An 18,380-nucleotide genomic window follows, 5' to 3' on the forward strand; every position below is an offset into this window, starting at 1 on the left:
TCACAGCGGATCGAAGAGCGAGGCCACGCCGCCCGACACCTCGCCCGTGATCGTGAGCATGTCGTTGTCCGGCCCGTAGGCAAAGAGCACCGCCGTCGGAAGCTCGCGCACGGCCGAGAGGTTCACATCGGCCAGGGTGATGCCCGTCAGGGTGTCATCGGCGCTCCAGTCGAATATCCGCGTCGCGTCACGCGCCCCGTTGGCCAACGTGGCGGTCATGTCGTAGGTGTCCGCCCCGCCCATGCCGCGCGCCATTTCGCCGAAACCGCCGCCGAAGACGAAGACATCGCTTCCCGCCGTGCCGAGCAGATAGTCGCGGACGCCCGGCGTATCCACGATCACGTTCGGCTCACCGCCTTCGGAGAGGTCCAGTACATTGACCTCCACCTCGGTCGTCACGGATTCGGTCCCGTCCGAGACGGTGACGTCCAGCAGATAGCTGTTGTCGCCGGCGATGCCGCCCGGTGCCTCGTAATCCGGCGCGACGACGAAGAACAGCGCCCCATTTGTCGCGTCGATCTCGAACAGCGCACCGTCCTTGCCGGCCGCGATCCCGTAGGTGAGGGTGTCGCCCTCGGCGTCCGTGGCGGCGATGGTGCCGACCTCTCGGCTGTTCTCGTCCACCTCGAACGGCCCCGCGGCGGAGACCTGCGGGGCGTCGTTGACCGGCTCGACGGTGATGGACAGCGTGGCTTCGACCGCAACGCCGCCGCCATCGTCCACCGTTAAGACGAGGCTGTCGAGCCCCGCGAAGTCCGCGGCCGGCGTGTAGGTGAGCGCCCCCTCGGCCGACAGGGTCACCTGCCCGTGCTGCGGCTCCTCGCCCGCCTTGACAGCAAAGGTGAACCCGGTGCTGTCGACATCGGTGATGTAGGGAAGCAGGTCGATGACCCCGGGCACGTCCTCGTCGGTCGAGAGCGCCGCATCCGTCACCTCCGGCAGATCGTTCACCGGCAACACCTCGATCTCGACCGTGGCGGTGTCCGTCCCGCCGTTTCCATCCGAGACCGAATAGACCGCGAGCACGGTCCCCGTGGCGTCGGCCGCGGGCGTGAATACCAGTTCGCCCCCCTGGAGCGTCAGGTTCGAGCTGACCGGAGCCAGCGTCAGCGCGTCGCCATCGGCATCGCTGTCGTTGTCCAGCAGCCCCGTCAGCACGAGGGGCGTATCTTCGCTGGTGACATAGCCGGTGTCGTCCACCGCGACCGGATCGTCATTCTCCGGCGTCACGGTCACGGCGATCTCGCCCTCGATCTGCCCGCCCCGGCCGTCGCTGACCGTGTAGGTGATGGTGTCGGGCCCGTGGTAGTTCGCGCCCGGGGTGTAGCTGACATAGAAGCCCATGTCCCCGGTTCCGCTAAAGGGCTGACCGAGCGAGACCTGGCCGTTGAGCGCCGAGACGGCCGTGATCGTCAGATCGTCGCCGTCCGCGTCGCTGTCGTTGGCCAGCAGGTCCGCGACGGCAAGGTCGAGCCGGGTGTCCTCGGCCGTCTCGGCGCTTTCGCCGGTGACCACGGGCGGCGTGTTGTCGGGGTCGGTCTCGTCCTCGTCCGTCACGCTGACCGTGAAGCTCTGGATGTCGACCTCGACACCGTCCGAGACCCCCAGCCGCAGCTCGTAGGTATTGTCCGCGCCCGCGGGCGCCTCGTAGTCCGGCGCGGCCTTGAACGACAGCGCCCCCGTTTCGGCGTCGATCACGAACAGGTCGTTATCCGCCCCGCCCGCCTGGAAGCTGAAGCTGAGCGCCTCGCCGTCGGGATCGTAGGCCTGAACCGTGCCGACCTCGACAGTGTTCTCGGCAACCGAGAAACTCTGTCCCGCCTCGAAGCCGGGCAGGTCGTTGGCCCCCTCGACGACGAGTGTCGCCGAAGCCTCGGACGCCAGGTCCCCGTCGAAGACGAGATAGCCGATCTCGATCGTCACGCTCTCACCGGCCTCCAGGCCGCCGAAGGCGCCGGGCACCAGCAGGGCCGTCGCGCCCGAGAAAGACACCACGCCGTTCAGCACCCGCCCGTCCGAAGCGACGGCCGTCGCATCCAGCACGCTCAGTGCGTCGCCCTCGATGTCCGTCGCGCCCGCCAGCAGGTCGATCTCGAGCGGATCGTCATCTTCCGACACCGTCGCCGCGACCACGCCCGGCACCGGCGCGTCGTTCACCGGCGCGATGTTTAGAGTGACCTCGGCCAGGGTCTCTTCCCGTGCATCCGACGCCGAGAGTTCCAGCAGCACGTCGCCGTTGAAGTCCTGCGGCGGCGTGCCGGTCAAGGTCAGCGTCTCGGGGTCGAATTCGATCCAGGCGGGCAGCGCCGCGCCGTCCGGGCCGCGCAGTTCGATCAGCAGGGCGTCGCCATCGGCATCGCTCACAACGCCGGCAGGCAGCGTGATCGAAAAAGCCGTGTCCTCGGTTCCCTCGAGCACCTCGATCGGGGCGATCTCGGGCGCGTCGTTCACCGCCTCGCTCTTGACCCGGACATGGGCCGTGGTGGTGATCCCGGTCGAATCCCGCAGTTCGTAGTCGAAGCCGCCTATCCCGGTGAAATCGACATCCGGCGTCACGATCACCTGGCCATCCTCGGTCAGCTCCACCGCGACGCCGACGGTATCGAGGATGCGGGTCAGTTCGATGGCATCGCGGTCCACGTCGTAGTCGTTCTCGGTCAGCGCGGTGACAAAGATCGTCAGCGACTGGTCCTCCTTGACGACGAGGCTGTCGTCCACGGCCACCGGCGCATCGCTGACCGGCAGCACGTCGATGGTCACCGTCGTCGGCACCTCGAACCCGGTCTCGTTGGTCAACGCATAGCGCAGCACCAGTTCGCCGAAGAAATCGGGCGCGGCGGTGACACGGTAGAACCCGTTCTCGAGTTCGGTCACACCCGGCCCGGTCAGCCCGAGGAACGTCACCTCGGAGCCGAGCGGGATGTCGTCGTTCGCCATCAGATCCGCCGGATCGATTTCGACATAGCTGTCCTCGAGCATTTCGATCCCGGCATCCGAGACCGCGACCGGCACGTCGAACTGGGGCAGCACCAGCACGGTCGCATAACCCGTGCTGCTCGCGCCGTGATCGTCGGTGACGCGGTAGTGGAAGCCGCCGTCGCCGAAATAGCCCTGGCGCCCGGTAAAGACCGCCGTGTCGCCATCGCGCACCACCGTCCCGTTGTCGCCGTCGAAGACATCGACGATCCGGAATCCGTCGCCCTCGACATCGCGGTCGTTGAACAGCAGGTCGGCAAAGTCGATCACGAAGGGTTCGTCCTGGTTGCCCAGGAAATGCCCGTCCTGGTTCGCGATCGGCGCGTCGTTCACCGCTTCGATGTCGAAGGTGACGGTGCCCCGGTCGGTGAGGCGGCCATCGGTGATCGAATAGCTGAAGCTGCGGGTGCCGTTGATGTTCTCGTCCGGCACGAACTGGTAGCGCCCGTCCGGCAGCTCGATGATCCGCGCGTCGCCGATCTCGGACTGGATCGAGACAAAGCTGATTGCGTCTCCGTCGAGGTCGGTGTCGTTGGCCAGCAGGTCTTCGATGGTGAACTCGTAGGGCGTGTCCTCGACCGCCTGGAACACGTCGGTCACCGCCTCGGGCGCGGTGTTGGTGCTGATCACGGTGACACTGACAAGCCCGGTGCTTTCGCCGTGATTGTCGTCGGTCACCCGGTAGGAGAAGCCGGCCTTGCCGTCGAAGTCCGGCGTCGGGGTAAAGACGATGTCCGCGCCGTCGAAGCGCACCGTGCCGTTGAACGGCTCGAGCACGTCGAGGAAGCGGATCGGATCGCCGTCCACGTCATAGTCGTTGGCCGTCAGGTCGGCGGGGGTCAGGGTCAGGGTGCCGTCCTCGAGCACGCTGACCTCGTCCGTCACCGCGACCGGCGGGTCCAGCAGGCTCGCCACGTCGAGCACGACAGTGCCTTCCGAGGTGCCGTCGGTGAAATCCGTCAGCGTGTAGACCAGCGGGTCCTCGCCCGCGAATCCGGGATCGGGGACATAGGTGACGGTCGCGTCCGCATTGCCGTCGAAGGTGAAGCTGCGGGTCTCGGACTGGCTGGTCGTGCCGTCGCTGTTGATGAAGAGGACCTCGAACGTGCCCAGCACGTCCAGCGGCACCGTGGCCGTCATCGCGCCGGTCGCGGGGTCTATCGCGATCCAGTCCGGCAGGTCGGTCCCGTCGGCCAACGTCGCGCTCCAGCTGCCGCCGGAGAGTGGTGTCAGGCTGGCAGGCGCGTCCGCCTCGACCACGCCGAGGGTGACGCTGATCGACCCGTTCGCCGGTTCCGCGAAGCCGGCCACGCGCAGCGTGTCGCCATCGTCGTCGCGGTCGTTCGCCAGAAGCCCGGTCACGGAGAAGGTCACCTGCCCGTTCTCGAACAGCCCGACCAGATCATCGCCCGCCACCGGCAGTTCGCGCTCGGGCGTGACGTTGAAGACGATGATCGCCGGGTCCCCGGACTCGCCGCCCTTTTCGTCGTTGGCGTGATAGGTGAAGGCGAGCGAGCCGTTGTAGTCGTTGGGCGTATGGACGTTGATCCGCTCGGGGAAGTCCGAGATCGTGATGTATTCGTCGCTTTCCGGCACGACCTCGAAGGTCTCGTCCACCACGACCTCGGTGATGATCGACATGGTCGGCAGGTCGCCCGACCCCTCGACATCGATCCGCACGGGCACCGCACCCACGTATTCCGAGGGCGGCATACCCGAGAAGGTCAGCGTCTCGGCGTCGAAGTTCAGCCAGCTGTTCAGCGGCGCCCCGCTTTCGCGCGTCACTTCGAGAGACTGCGCAGCCGAGAGGTCGAGGCCGAAGAGACCGAGATCCTCTAGGGTCGTATCCCCGGCGAGGATCGCGTTGATCGCGTCCAGCGACTGCGTCGGGTCGATCACGAATTCCAGCGTGAAGCCGCGATCGGTCGAGCGATGGACGTTCTCTGCCAGCGCGGGCAGCCCTTCGGGCGTGAAGACGATCTGGATCCGTGCCGGATCCTCGTCTTCGTCCGGCTCGAAGCCGCTATGGACCAGCGACCGTGTTTCCGCGTCGAAGGCCAGCCAGTAGGGCAGCGGGCGGCCGCCGATGGCCTGCGCCGCGAAACTGCCCTGCGCGATGTCGAAGGTCGCGACATCGTCGGTCGCACCCTCCATCGACCATTCGAACGGCGCGCGCAGTTCGAAACCGCCCATCACCGCGTCCTCGACCGAAAGGCCCGCCGCCAGGTCCCCCGCATCCTCGGCATCGAAGAAGAAGCGGAACGGATGCACCGCGCCATTGGACGGATCGGTGACGAAGACCGCGATCTCGACCTCGCCTTCCTCGTCCGCCGGTAAGGTGCCCGAGAAGGTCAGGCTGTCGGCATCGAAGAAGAGCCAGGCGGGCAGGTCGCCGTTGTTCAGCGACTTGGCCTCGACCGTGTAATCGGGCGAGAGGAACCTGGTGACGAAGGCACCCAGCAGCTCCGTCGACTGGAAGAAGATCACGTCGCCGTCGACATCCAGATCGTTGCCGAAGGCCTCGGCCGGGATCACGTATTGCGGCCCGTCCTCGAGACCGGTGACCAGGTCGTTGCGCAGTTCGGGCCCGCTGTTGCGCGGCAGGACGGTGATATAGGCGGTCGCGGTGTCGGTCAGGCCACGCCCGTCGTTGATCGTGTATTCGAAGCTGGCCGTGCCGTTGTAGTTCGGCCGGACGGCGAATTCGATCATGCCGTCGTCCGTCACCCGCACCTTTCCGTTCTCGGCAAAGCGATAGACCTCCTGGAAGAAGACCGGATCGCCGTCCGGATCGCCGTCGTTGGCCAGCAGGACCTGCGGGTCGATCAGGATGATCTCGTCTTCCAGCGCCCGGATGCCACGGTCGTCCCGCGCCCGGGGAGCGAGGTTTTGCGGACGCACCTCGATGTTGAATTCCAGTGTCGCCTCGGCACCGCGCGCGTCGATCACGTCAAAGGAGATCGCCGCCTCGCCCAGCTGTGCGGGCGTGTAGTAGATGATGCCCGCCTCGGCGTCGAAGGTCTCGGACCCGTTCCGCGAGGCATTGCCGTCGGCGCCGATATGCAGACCGACGAATTCGAAGGTGTCGCCCTCGATGTCGTAGACCTTGGACATCAGCTGATCGACGGTGAATTCGGTCACCTCTTCCAGCTTGGCGGATTCCGCGCGATCCCTGATCCGCGGAGCGTCGTTCACCGGCGCGAAATAGATCTCCACATCCGCCGTGTCGGTCGCCCCGTCCTTGTCGGACAGGACATAGCGGAAGCCGGCGAAGCCGAAGTGATCCGGCCGTGACAGGAATTCGATGTACTGGCCGTCGATCTTCCAGGTCGCGTCCGTGGCCTCGCCGTCATACTCGGGTCGCTTGAGGTAGGGGCGCAGCCCCTCGCCCTCGACGTTGACCAAGGGCTGGGCCGAGACGATGCGCAGCCCCTCCATCTCGGCATCGCCGTCCACGTCGTAATCGTTGGCCAGCAGGTTCTCGATCCGGATGCGCAGCGGCACGTCCTCGATCCCGTAGACCAGCGGATCGTCGTTGGCGACCGGCGCGTCGTTCACCGGCGAGAGATTGACCTCGACCCGCGCGGTGGATTCCCGGCCAAGCGGATCCCGGACCGTGTAGGCAAAGAACGCATCGCCGAAATGGTCCTGCGCGCCGAGGAATTCGATCATCCCGTCGTCGTTCAGGCTCACCGTGCCGAACTGGGCGTTCTGCACGGAGAGGAACACGAGATCCTCGATCCCCGCCTCGGCGTCGTTCGCGATCAGGTCGGCCGGATCGATGACGAGCAGTTCGTCCTCGACGCCAAGTCGCACGAGGTCGTCGACCGCGTTGAACCGGCCCTCGCGCAGCCGATCCTCGATCGCGTCGCGATCCCAGACCGTGCCGTCGCCAAAGACGATTTCCTCGATCCCCGTCTCGCGTCCGAGGAAGTGATCGGTGACCGTGACCGTGTCGATCAGGAAGCCGTCGTCGCGTTCGAACTCGACGAAGAGCGTATCGCCCTGCCGGATGAGCGAGACGTCCTTGGTCTCGATCCCGGCGTTCAGGACCAGGCGGTCGATATCCGACGCATCGCCCTGTTCCTCGATCACGTCCTCGGAACTGTCGAGACCGAAGAGATAGCTGTCGGACCCCGCCTCCCCGCGCAGCAGGTCGTTGCCGAAGCCGCCGTCGAACACGTCGTCGCCGGCGCTGCCGGTGAAGGTATCCTCGTGGATCGAGCCGATCAGCTTTTCGATGCTGATCAGCGTGTCGCCCTGTGCCTCGCCCGCCGTGCCCTGACCAAGCGACAGGTCAACGGCGACAGCCTCGTCCGCGCGGGCGTAATCCGCCGTGTCGAACCCGCCGCGCCCGTCGATGTAATCCTCGCCGCGGCTGCCGCGGAACCGGTTGTCATTCGCATCGCCGCGCAGATCGTCGTCGTGATAGCTGGCCTGGATGATCTCGATACTGTCGAAGACATCGCCCTCGGCGTCGCCGCCCGCGGCCGTGCCGGCCGCGAGGTCGATGGTGATCCCCTCGACCGAGAGCGTGTAATCGGCCGTGTCCACGCCGTCGCCGCCGAACAGCATGTCGGCACCGCGCCCGCCGTTCAGCAGGTCGTCGCCGGAACCGCCCGTCAGCACATCTGCGCCGCGGTTGCCGAAGAGCGCGTTGGCGCCGCTGTCGCCTTCCAGATCGTCGTCCAGTTCCGACCCGATCAGGTTCTCGACGCCGGACAGGGTGTCGCCCTCGGCCCAGCCGCCGGACGCCGTGCCATCGGCCAGCGAGATCCGCACCGCGGCGTCCGAGCCGAAGTAGGTGGCCGTGTCGTCGCCCGCGCCGCCGTCGATGCTGTCGCCGCCCGCGCCGCCGTCGAGCAGATCGTCGCCGGAACCGCCCTCGATGGTGTCGACACCACCGCGACCTTCGATCTCGTCATTGCCGTCCAGGCCGCGCAGCAGGTTGTCCGCCGCATCGCCGCCGAGCGTGTCGCCGAATTCGGTGCCCTCGAACCCTTCGATCGAGACATAGAGATCGCCCTGCGCGTAACCGCCCTGCCCGATCAGCGTCGCGAGATCGGCGCGCACGCCGGTGTTCGACCCGGCAAAGCGCACCATGTCGAAGCCTTCGCCGCCGCGAATGTCGTCGCCGCCGTCGCCGCCGTCGATCACGTCGTCGCCGGAGCCGGCCTCGATCAGGTCGTTGCCGTCTCCGGTTTGGATCGTGTCGTCCCCGGCCAGCGCGACGACCCAGTCGTCGCGGCGATAGCCGTGGATCGTCTCGTCAAGCGCGTTGCCCTCGATATAGTCGATCAATGGTGTGCCGGTCAGTTCCCGACCGTAGAAATCCGCAACGGTAGCAAAGGCATAACCGGTATCCTCCAGCCCTTCTTCGTCCGCGATGCGGTATTCGATGATCACGTCGCCCGAGAACCCGTCCTCGAACCGCGCGACGAGGAAATCCTCGCCGCGGAAGGTGACGATCTCGAAGCTGCCCACATCGACGTAGTTGCCCTGCGCCAGTTCCACCGGATCGAGGATCCGGTCCACGCCGACGAAGGTCGGCCGGGCGCGGTCGGGATCGTCCAGGTCGTCGTCGCGCGTGCCGTCCAGATCGTGGTCGGCCTGTTCGATGTCGAAGTCGTTGAAGACCAGATCCGCCGCGCGGATGACCAGCGGCACCTCGAACGGGGTGACGAAACCCGGATCGTCGGTGATCGTGGGGTCGTCGTTCGACGGGATGATGACGATATCGACAAAGCCCTCGGCCGTGCCGTCGGCATTGTCGGTCAGCAGGTAGACGAAGCCGGACGAGAAGTTGGCGTCGATGAAGGGCGTGTAGAGCAGATCGCCGTCGGCATTGAGCTCGAGCGTGCCATTGACCGGACCGACCGCGTCGAAGCCGAACTTGAACGCATCGGGGAGCCCGTTCAGGTGCCGCCAGCCGATGATCTGTAGCGCGTCCTCGGCGTCCACGTCGGTGTCGTTGCCCAGCAGGGTTTCGAGACGGATGACCGTGGGGATATCCTCCGCCACGAAGATCTGGTCGCGGATGGCCTGCGGCGGTGCGCTGCCGGTCGCCTCGAAATACATCGTGACGAACCCGCCATCGACCGCGCCCTCGGGATCGGTGATCGAATAGCCGAAGGTCGCCTCGCCGTAGAAATCCTCGTCCGGGGTGAAGATGACATTGCCGTTCTCGACGACCAGATCGCCGTTCACGCCGCCCGTGGCGTTCTCGAAGGTGACCGCGAAGCCCTCGACATCGTAGTCGTTCTTGAGCAGCTCGATGATCGGGATCGTCAGAACCTCGTTCTGGCGGCCCCGCAGCACGTTGACTAAGGCGTCGTCGCCATAGTGGTCGTTGCGCGCGTTCGGCCGGTCGTTCACCGCCTGGTAGACGATGGTCGCCCGGGCGGAGTCCGTCGCGCCCTGCCCGTCGTCCACGACATATTCGAAGCTCGCCTCGCCGTTGAAATTCGCCGCGGGCTCGAACAGGACAGTCTGATTGTCCAGCAGCGTCGCCTTGCCGCCCACGGTGCTGCGCACGTCGATCAGGGTCAGGTCGTCGCCGTCCTTCTCGATGTCGTTGGCGATCAGCCGCGCCAGGCTGATGACGATCGGGTTGTCTTCGAGGATCGGATCGCCCTGCTGGGTCAGTTCGAACCGGTCGTCCACCGCCTCGGGCTCGTCGTTGACCGGGTTCACCGTGATCGTCACCGTCGAAGACGAGGTCAGGCCGTCCGGATCGGTCGCCGTGTAGCCAAAGCTGGCCTCGCCGAAGAAATCGTCGCGCGGCGTGATCTCGATGTTGCCGGCCGCGTTTATCGACACGAACAGGTCGCCCGACGAGGTGACGGAGCCGACCGAGAGCAGATCGCCGTCGATGTCGAGATCGTTGCCCGTCAGCGCCGCCGGGTTGATGATCAGCGGCGCGCCCTCGTCGGTGACGAAGCCGCGGTCCGCCCGCGCCTCGGGCGCGTCGTTGACCGGCGTGACGTCGATATGGACGATCGCCTCGGCCCGTCCGCCCTCCGGCGTGTTGGCCGCATAGGTGAACTGCGCCGGGCCCACGTAATCCGCATCCGGGGTAAAGCCGATGTTGCCGTCGCTCGACAGCGAGACGGTCCCGTTCACCGCGTCGAACACCTGCCCCACGATCATCCGGTCGCCGTCCACGTCGTTGGACAGCAGCCGTTCGACCCGGATGGTCAGGAAGTCGTCCTCGGCCACGGCGAACCCTGTGTCGTCCAGCGCCTGAGCGACAGGGCGGACGTTGACGTTGATCTCGGCCTCGGCAAAGGCGTTGCGGTCGTCGGTGATGCGATAGCTGATCGTCGTCGCGCCGGTGAACCCGTCCTCGGCGGTGAAACGCAGGTTGCCCTCGCCATCGAGATACGCGCTGCCGTCCGGGCTGCCGTCGACCTCGACCACGCGCAGCGGATCGTTGTCGGCGTCGAAGTCGTTGCGCAGCACATCGGCGAGCGAGATGACGAGTTCGGCCCCGGTCGTAACCGAGAAGAAGCCGTCGTCATTGGCCGTCGGCGCGCTGTTGCCGAGCAGGTCGAGGATCGTATCGCGGGTCCAGACCTCGCCGCCCTCGAAGATGTATTGTTCGATGCCGCGCGCATCCGGCGCCAGCGCGTCGATGATGGTCAGGCTGTCGGTCTCGTTGCCGGCGAACTGCATCAGCACCGTGTCGCTGCCCCGGAACAGGCGGCTGACGGTCGCGTCGTCGGCGCTGAAGCCGATCAGCTCGACGATGTCGGTCTCGCTGGAGGACAGTCCGTCGTCGTCGATCCAGTCGTTGCCGTCGCCGACCCCGAAGACATAGCGGTCCGCGCCCGACCCGCCGGCGGCGAAATCGTCGCCCTCGGAGAAATGGACCACGTCGGCGCCGTCGAAGCCCCACAGGTTGTCATCGCCCGCGCCCTGCACGTCCTCGAGGGTCCGCGCGCGCATCGCCGCGCGATCCCAGACCGTTCCGTCCGAGAATTCGATCAAGAGGCTTCCGGGGCTGCCGTTGACCGCGCCGAGCGCGTCGATCAGCACGATCCGGTCGTCCACCCCGGGCAGTGTCAGCACGAGATCGAGGCTCTGCGGCCCGCCGCGCAGGGCCGAGACGACGTCGTCCACGGCGTAATCCGACAGGATCAGCCGGCTGTCACCGCGGCCGAGCGCGTCGATCCGGTCGTCCCCGTCGCCGCTGGCATAGCGATAGGTGTCGTCCCCGTCGCCCCCGACGATCAGGTCGTTGCCCGTCCCGCCCGCGAGGTCGTCGTCGCCGTCCGAGCCGAAGATCGTGTCGTCGCCTTCGCCCGCCTGGTCATCCACCAGCCGCGCGACGATGTCCGGGATGGTGAAGACCGTGCCCTCGTCTTCCAGCACGATCTGTTCGATGCCGCGCCCGGCTAGGCTGATGCCGTCCGAGATGATGATCTGGTCATCGCTGCCGGTGAACTGAACCGCGATGTCGGTGCTGTCCGTGCCCAGCCGGGTAAACCGGATCTGGGACGCGGCATAGCCCGCGATGACAAGTTGATCGGCGGGGGACGTCGCGCCGTCACGGATGATGTCGCGCCCGTCGCCCGCCGAGAACCGATAGGTATCATTGCCGGCCCCGCCCGAGGTGCGGTCGTCGCCCGGACCGCCCTCGATCGGGTTGTCGAATTCGTCGCCATAGATGTAATCGTCCAGCCCCGTGGGCACCTGCGCCAGCAGGTCCGCGACGGTCCAGACGGTGCCATCCTCGAACTGCACGGTCTCGACCTTGCCGTCGCCGAGCGCATCCTCGATCCGCAGCCGGTCGCCGTCGGTGCCGACCACGAGGATGATCGCGCTGCCGTCGCTGCTCTGCGCGACGCGCACATCGCCGGGCGCGATGCCGGCGCCCAGAACGATCGTGTCGGCATTGCCGCCCGTGTCGCTCACCCGGTCCTGATCGTCGCCCAGGCCGAAGCGATAGGTATCGTCCCCGTCGCCGCCTTCCAGCAGATCGACGCCCGCGCCGCCGCTCAGATCGTCGGCGCCGTCATGGGTGATGAGCCGGTCGTCGCCATCGCCGCCCGCGACGGTTTCCGCCCCGTCGGACCCGTGGATAACGTCGTCGCCCGCGGTTCCGGCCAGCGCCATGTCGACCAGCGTCTGCGCCGTCCAGACCTCACCGGATGCGAAACGCACCTCGCGGATGGCCATGGCCGGATCGGGTGCCCAGCCGAGGTCGATCCGGTCGCCCGTGCCGACGATCTCGAGCATGACGGTCGCCTTGCCCCGCACGAGGCGCACGTCCTCGGGGGTGATCCCGGCGCCCAGCACGACCGCGTTGTCGCCCGCGCCATCCTCGATGACGTCCTGTCCGTCGCCCAGCCCGAACTCGTAGACGTCGTCGCCCCCCTGACCGCGCAGCAGGTCGTCGCCGCCCGACCCCGCGATCGTGTTGGCCGCGTCGTTCCCGGTGAGCGTGTCGTTGCCGCCCAGCCCGTTCAGCGTGTCCCCGACGAGGACCACGAGCATGTCGTCGCCCTCGGTCGCCTCCATGGCCCTGGCCAGCAGCGCCGCGCGGTCCCAGGTGGTGCCGTCGTCGAAGGCGATGGCCTCGATATCCGTGCCGACCGGATCGGCCACGGCCCCGGTGATCAGGACCCGCGTCGTTCCGCCCGCGACCCGCAACTCCAGGTCGTCGCCGATCCGGACAACCGAGACGTCCCCGGGCGCCACATCCGCATCGAATTCGATCAGGTCGGTGCCGCCCGTGTCGGTGACGGTGTCGCGCCCGTCATTGGCGCCGAAGAGATAGATGTCGTTCTGCGCGCCGCCGGACAGCGCGTCGTCGCCCAGTCCGCCGTGGAAAATGTCGTGACCCGAGAACTCGGCCTCGTCCGACCCGCCGGTCAGGGTGTCGTCACCGGCCCCGCCGGAGAGGATGTCGTTGCCCGCGCCGCCGAAGATGTCGTCGTTGCCTTCCTGTCCCGCCAGGTGGTCGTTGCCGAAGCCGCCCCGGATCAGGTCACCATCGGCACCGCCCGCGATGGAATCGGCGCCGCCGAACCCGTCGATCGTGTCGGCCCCGCCATTGCCTAGGATCACGTCGCCCAGGGGACCGCCTGCGATAAGCGAGGCGCTCTCGTCATCGGTGATCGTCGTGCTTTCGGTCTCGATCGACACGCCGCCGAAATTCGCCGCCGTCAGCAGCCCCGCATCGACGCCTTCCAGCCGCAACACCGACCGCCCGGCGCCTTCGCCGTCGTTGACCCGGAGGATCGTGTCGGCCCCGTCCTGCAGGATCTGCACCCGGCCCGAGGCGAAGGGATTGGGCGTGCTCGACACGAGGCGGATGATGTCGCCGTCATCGCCCGGCGTGAAATCGGTGATCACGTCCTCGGCGATGTCCGCCGCAACCGGGTTGACCGGCAGGAAACGGTAGGTGTCGCGCCCCTCGCCGCCCGTCATGCTGTCGACGGCGTCATCGGCGACGATGTCGCCGAATATATCGTCGCCCGAGCCGCCGGACATGGTGTCGGCCCCCGCGCCGCCTTCGAAATAGTCGCCGAGAGAGGTGCCGTTCAGCGTGTTCGCGTCCGCGTCGCCATAGACCGTGTCGCCATCCGCACCCACGTCGGGCCGCACCCGCGCCTCGATGTCCGCCAGCGTCAGCGTGGCGAGGCTGTCGGCGATCACCACCTCTTCGATGGTGGCGGCATCATCGCCGGCGAAGGCGCCGGTCACCACGATCCGGTCGCTGCTGGCATCGAAACGGATGGTCAGATCCGCGCCGTCCGCGCCGGTCTGGCTGAAACGGACATCGTCGAGCGCATAGCCCTCGATCCGCAGCGTATCCGCCGTGGCGTCGCCCTGATCGTCGATCGTGTCGACGCCGTCGCCCGCCCGGAAGACGTAGAGATCACCGCCCGTGCCCCCGACCAGCAGGTCGTTGCCGGCACCGCCGCGCATTTCATCCGCATCGGCGCCGCCGCTCAGCATGTCGTCGTCGGCCCCGCCGTCCAGCAGATCCGCGCCCGCCAGCCCCTCGAGCGTGTCGTCGCCCGCAAGGCCGATCAACTCGTCCGCGCCATCCGTGCCGACATGGGAATCCGGCCCCGGCGTTCCGCTGGTGGCCCTCCGCAGAAGCTCGGCCGCGTCCCATTCGGTGCCGTCCGCAAAGGCGACCGTCTCGATCACGCCCGCGCCCGAAGCCGCATCCCGAAGGGTCAGCCGGTCCTCGGTCTGGCCGATCCGCAGCTCAAACCCCTCGGCCGTCTTCCTGACCGAGACATCCGTAGCCAGAACGCCCGTACCGAATTCGACCCGGTCCGTGCCGCTGGCGTCGTCGATCGTCGACTGGCCAAAGCCGATGTCGAGCAAATAGCTGTCGTCCCCGGCGCCGCCCAGCAACAGGTCCGGCCCCGTCCCGCCATCGAGCGTATCGTTGCCGTCGCCTCCGGTGACCGTATCGGCCCCGGCGCCGCCCGAAAGCTCGTCGTCGCCCGAGCGGCCGTCGATGGCGTCATCCCCCGTCCCGCCGGACAGGCTGTCGGAGATCCCGGTGCCGAAGATAGCATCCGGCGCATCGCTCGCGGCCTGCGAGGCCGCAAGCATCTGCGCAAAGCTCCAGACCGCGCCACTGTCGAAGCGCAGTTCCTCGATGGCGTTGTCGGGGTTGCTCAGCGCGCCCACAAGGTGGATGCGGTCCTCGGTCCCGGCGATGCGGAGGATCAGGTCGGTGCCGCCCGCATCCTGCCGGATTTCGACATCCGTCTCGGCAATGCCGACGCCGAGCTGGATCGCATCCGTTCCCGAGGTGTCGGTGATGCTGTCGGGCCCGTCGCCCGTCGCGAAATGATACAGTTCGTTGCCGCCGGTATCCGTCAGGGCATCCGCCCCCGCGCCGCCGGTGATCGTATCGTTGCCCGTGCCGCCGGCGATCGTGTCGGAGCCTGCGCCGCCATCGATCTCGTCCGCGCCAGCGAGCCCCGAGACCGAGTCGTCCCCCGTCCCGGCCGCGATCGTGTCGGCGCCGGTCGTCCCGGTGATCGTCTCGTGCGGGCCATCGGCCATCTCCGCCATCGCGACAAGCTGGGCATGGGTCCAGACCGTCCCGTCATCGAAGGCGACCGTCTCGATCTCGCGCGACGCCGACGAGAGCACGTCCTGCAAGACCACCCGGTCCTCGCCGCCCGCGATCCGCAGAACCAGGTCCTCGCCCTGCTGCACCACCCGCACGTCGCCCGGCGCGATGCCCGCTCCGAAACTCAGGCCGTCGACGCCCTGGCTGTCGGTGACCGTGTCGGATCCGTCGCCCGGGGCGAAGTCGTAGACGTCGTTGCCCGCCTCTCCGGCGAGCAGATCGCCGCCCGTCCCGCCGTCGAGCGTGTCGTCGCCGCTGCCCCCGAAGAGCATGTCCGACCCCGTGCCGCCGACGATCTCGTCGTCGCCCTGCAGCCCAAGGACGGAATCATCCCCGCCCTGCCCGTCCAGCACGTCGTCGCCGTCCAGCCCAACGATGGTCTGCGCCGCCGCCGTGCCGTCGGTCAGGACTGCCAGCAGATCGGCATGGGACCAGACGGTGCCGTCGGCAAAGGCGACCTCTTCGATCCGGGCGTTCGCGCCCGACATGGCGCCGATCATCTCGATGCGGTCGCCGGAATTCGAGACCTGAAGGATGATATCGGTGCCGCCGCGCTGCGACACGACGATATCGGCCGGATCGATACCCGCGCCGATCGCGATCCGGTCAGCGCCGAGCGCGTCGGTGATCACGTCCACCCCGTCGCCCGAGGCGAATTCGTAGACGTCGTCGCCGGAGCCGCCGAAGAGGGCGTCATCACCCGCGCCGCCGGCCATCGTGTCACCGCCGAGCCCACCGAGGATGGTGTCGTTGCCGCCCGCGCCCGAGATCTCGTCGCCGCCCCCCTGACCGTCGAGGGAATCGTCTCCGCTGCCGCCGGTGATGGTTTCCCCGACCGAGAGCCCCGCCTGCGTCACGCCCGGAACGGCGGGACCGCCCGCCATGGCGAGCAGATCGGCATGTGTCAGGCTGCGCCCGTCGTCGAAGAGAAGCGACTCGATCCGGTAGTTCGCGTTGCCGACCGTGTTCTCGATCCGGATCCGGTCCTGCGTCCCTGCGATCGAGATGATGAGATCCGACGCCGTGGCCTGCACCCGCACGTCTTCCAGCGCGATCCCCGCGCCGAAGGTGATGACATCCGCGCCCGAATTGTTCGACCAGCCGTTGTCCGAGACGATGTCCTGACCGAAGCCGGCCTCGAAATGGTAGGTGTCGCTCTGGTTGCCGCCCCGGAGGAAGTCGTTGCCGAAACCGCCGGTCAGCGTGTCCTCGCCGTCGTTGGTATGAATCGTGTCGTTGCCCGCGCCGCCGTCCACGGCCTCGGCCGCGAAGGCGGTGTCGATCCGCTGGTCGGTATCGCGCGGCGCCCAGGCCATCGCGACGAGATCCGCGCGGATCAGCGTGCGGCCGTCGTCGAAGAGCAGCGTCTCGATCCAGTAATCCGCGTTGCTGACGCCATTCTCGATGCGGATCCGGTCCTCGGTGCCGCTGATCGAGATGATCAGGTCGCTTGCCGTGGCCCGCACCACGATATCCTCGAGCGCGATCCCCGGCCCGAAGGTGATGACATCCGTGCCCGAGTTGTTCGACCAGCCGTTGTCCGAGACGATGTCCTGACCGAAGCCGGCCTCGAAATGGTAGGTGTCGCTCTGGTTGCCGCCCCGGAGGAAGTCGTTGCCCGTGCCGCCGGTCAGTGTGTCCTCGCCATCGCGGCCATAGAGGCTGTCCGACCCGCCGCCGCCCTCGATCGCTTCGGCCGAGAAGCCGGCGTCCGTGCGCTGATCCTCGTCGGTCGGCGCCCAGGCCATGGCCACCAGGTCGGCGTGGGTGAGCACGGTGCCGTCGTCGAAGACCAGCGACTCGATGCGGTAGTCGGCATTGTTGATCGTGTTCTCGATCCGGATCCGGTCCTCGCTGCCCGCGAAGGTCAGGATCAGGTCGTTCGCCGTGGCCCGAACGACGAGATCCGCCGGGTCGATCCCCGGCCCGAAGGTGATCACATCCGCGCCCGAGTTGTTCGACCAGCCGTTGTCCGAAACGATGTCTTGACCGAAGCCGGCCTCGAAATGGTAGGTGTCGCTCTGGTTGCCGCCCCGGAGGAAGTCGCTGCCCGTGCCGCCGGTCAGCGTGTCCTCTCCGTCCTTGCCGTACAGACTGTCCTGGCCTCCGCCGCCGTTCAGCGCTTCGGCCGCGTAGCCCGCATCGATACGCTGATCCTCGTCGGTCGGCGCCCAGGCCATGGCCACCAGGTCGGCGTGGGTCAGCACGGTGCCGTCGTCGAAGACCAGCGACTCGATGCGGTAGTCGGCGTTGTTGATCGTGTTCTCGATCCGGATCCGGTCCTCGCTGCCCGCGAAGGTCAGGATCAGGTCGTTCGCCGTGGCCCGCGCGATGAGATCCGCCGGGTCGATGCCCGGTCCGAACTCGATCACATCCGCGCCCGAGTTGTTCGACCAGCCGTTGTCCGAAACCACGTCCTGACCGAACCCGAGCTCGAACCGGTAGGTGTCGTTGTCGTTCATCCCGCTCAGGACGTCGTTGCCTGTCCCGCCTGTGAGCGTGTCATCCCCGTTGCGGCTCTGGATCGTGTCGTTGCCGCCGCCGCCGTCGAGGGTCTCGGCCTCGTATCCGCCGTGGATGATCTGGTCGGCGTCGCTTGCCGCCCAGATCATCGCGACAAGCTGGGCATGGGTGAACTCGGTGCCGTCGTCGAACCGCAGGAGCTCGATCCGGTAATTCGCGTTGTTGATCGTGTTCTCGAGCGTCAGACGATCATCCAGCCCTTCGAACGAGATGTGGATATCGTCGGCATCCGCCGTCACCCGCATGTCCTGCGGATCGAACCCCGGCCCGAATTCGACCACATCGGCGACGGAGTTGTTCGACCAGCCGTTGTCCGAAACGATGTCTTGGCCAAAACCGGTGTCGAACCGGTAGGTGTCGTTGTCGTTGCCGCCGCGCAGGAAATCGTTGCCCTGCAAGCCCCGGAGCAGATCGTCGCCCCCGCCGCCATTTACCTCGTCATCGCCCCAGCCGCCGGTCAGCTCTTCGGCGGTGCCGTCGCCGGTGATCACCTGCGGCGCCGCCGATGCGAAGGGCGCGCCGTTGAAATTGCCCAGCGTCAGGTCGTTCACATCGACCTCTTCCAGCCGGATCAGGCGCCGCGCGGCATCGAGATCGTGTTCTCCGTCATCGACGAAGAAGACATAGGTGTCCGCGCCCTCCTGCCGGGCGACGACCTCGCCTGCGAGACCCGAGGCGAGCCGGATGTCCAGCTTGTCCCCCAGGTCGCCGGTCTCGAACCCGATGATGGTGATCAGCGCCGCATTGTCGTCCACCTCGGGCACGAAGAACT

1 protein-coding gene (running past one end of the window) is annotated in these 18,380 nt (G+C 67.3%); it reads right to left on the minus strand.

Going from position 1 to position 18,380, the window contains the following annotated elements; genetic code table 11:
* Positions 1-18,380, minus strand: partial view of a tandem-95 repeat protein gene (locus tag OB2597_RS21635; RefSeq protein ID WP_009805038.1) — the 3' portion only. Its footprint extends 10,327 nt past the window's final position; the window shows 18,380 of its 28,707 coding nt (coding positions 10,328-28,707); its start codon lies beyond the right edge, outside the window; it ends in the stop codon at positions 1-3.

Origin of the sequence: Pseudooceanicola batsensis HTCC2597 (assembly GCF_000152725.1) — a bacterium.
In the GTDB taxonomy this organism is placed as follows: domain Bacteria; phylum Pseudomonadota; class Alphaproteobacteria; order Rhodobacterales; family Rhodobacteraceae; genus Pseudooceanicola; species Pseudooceanicola batsensis.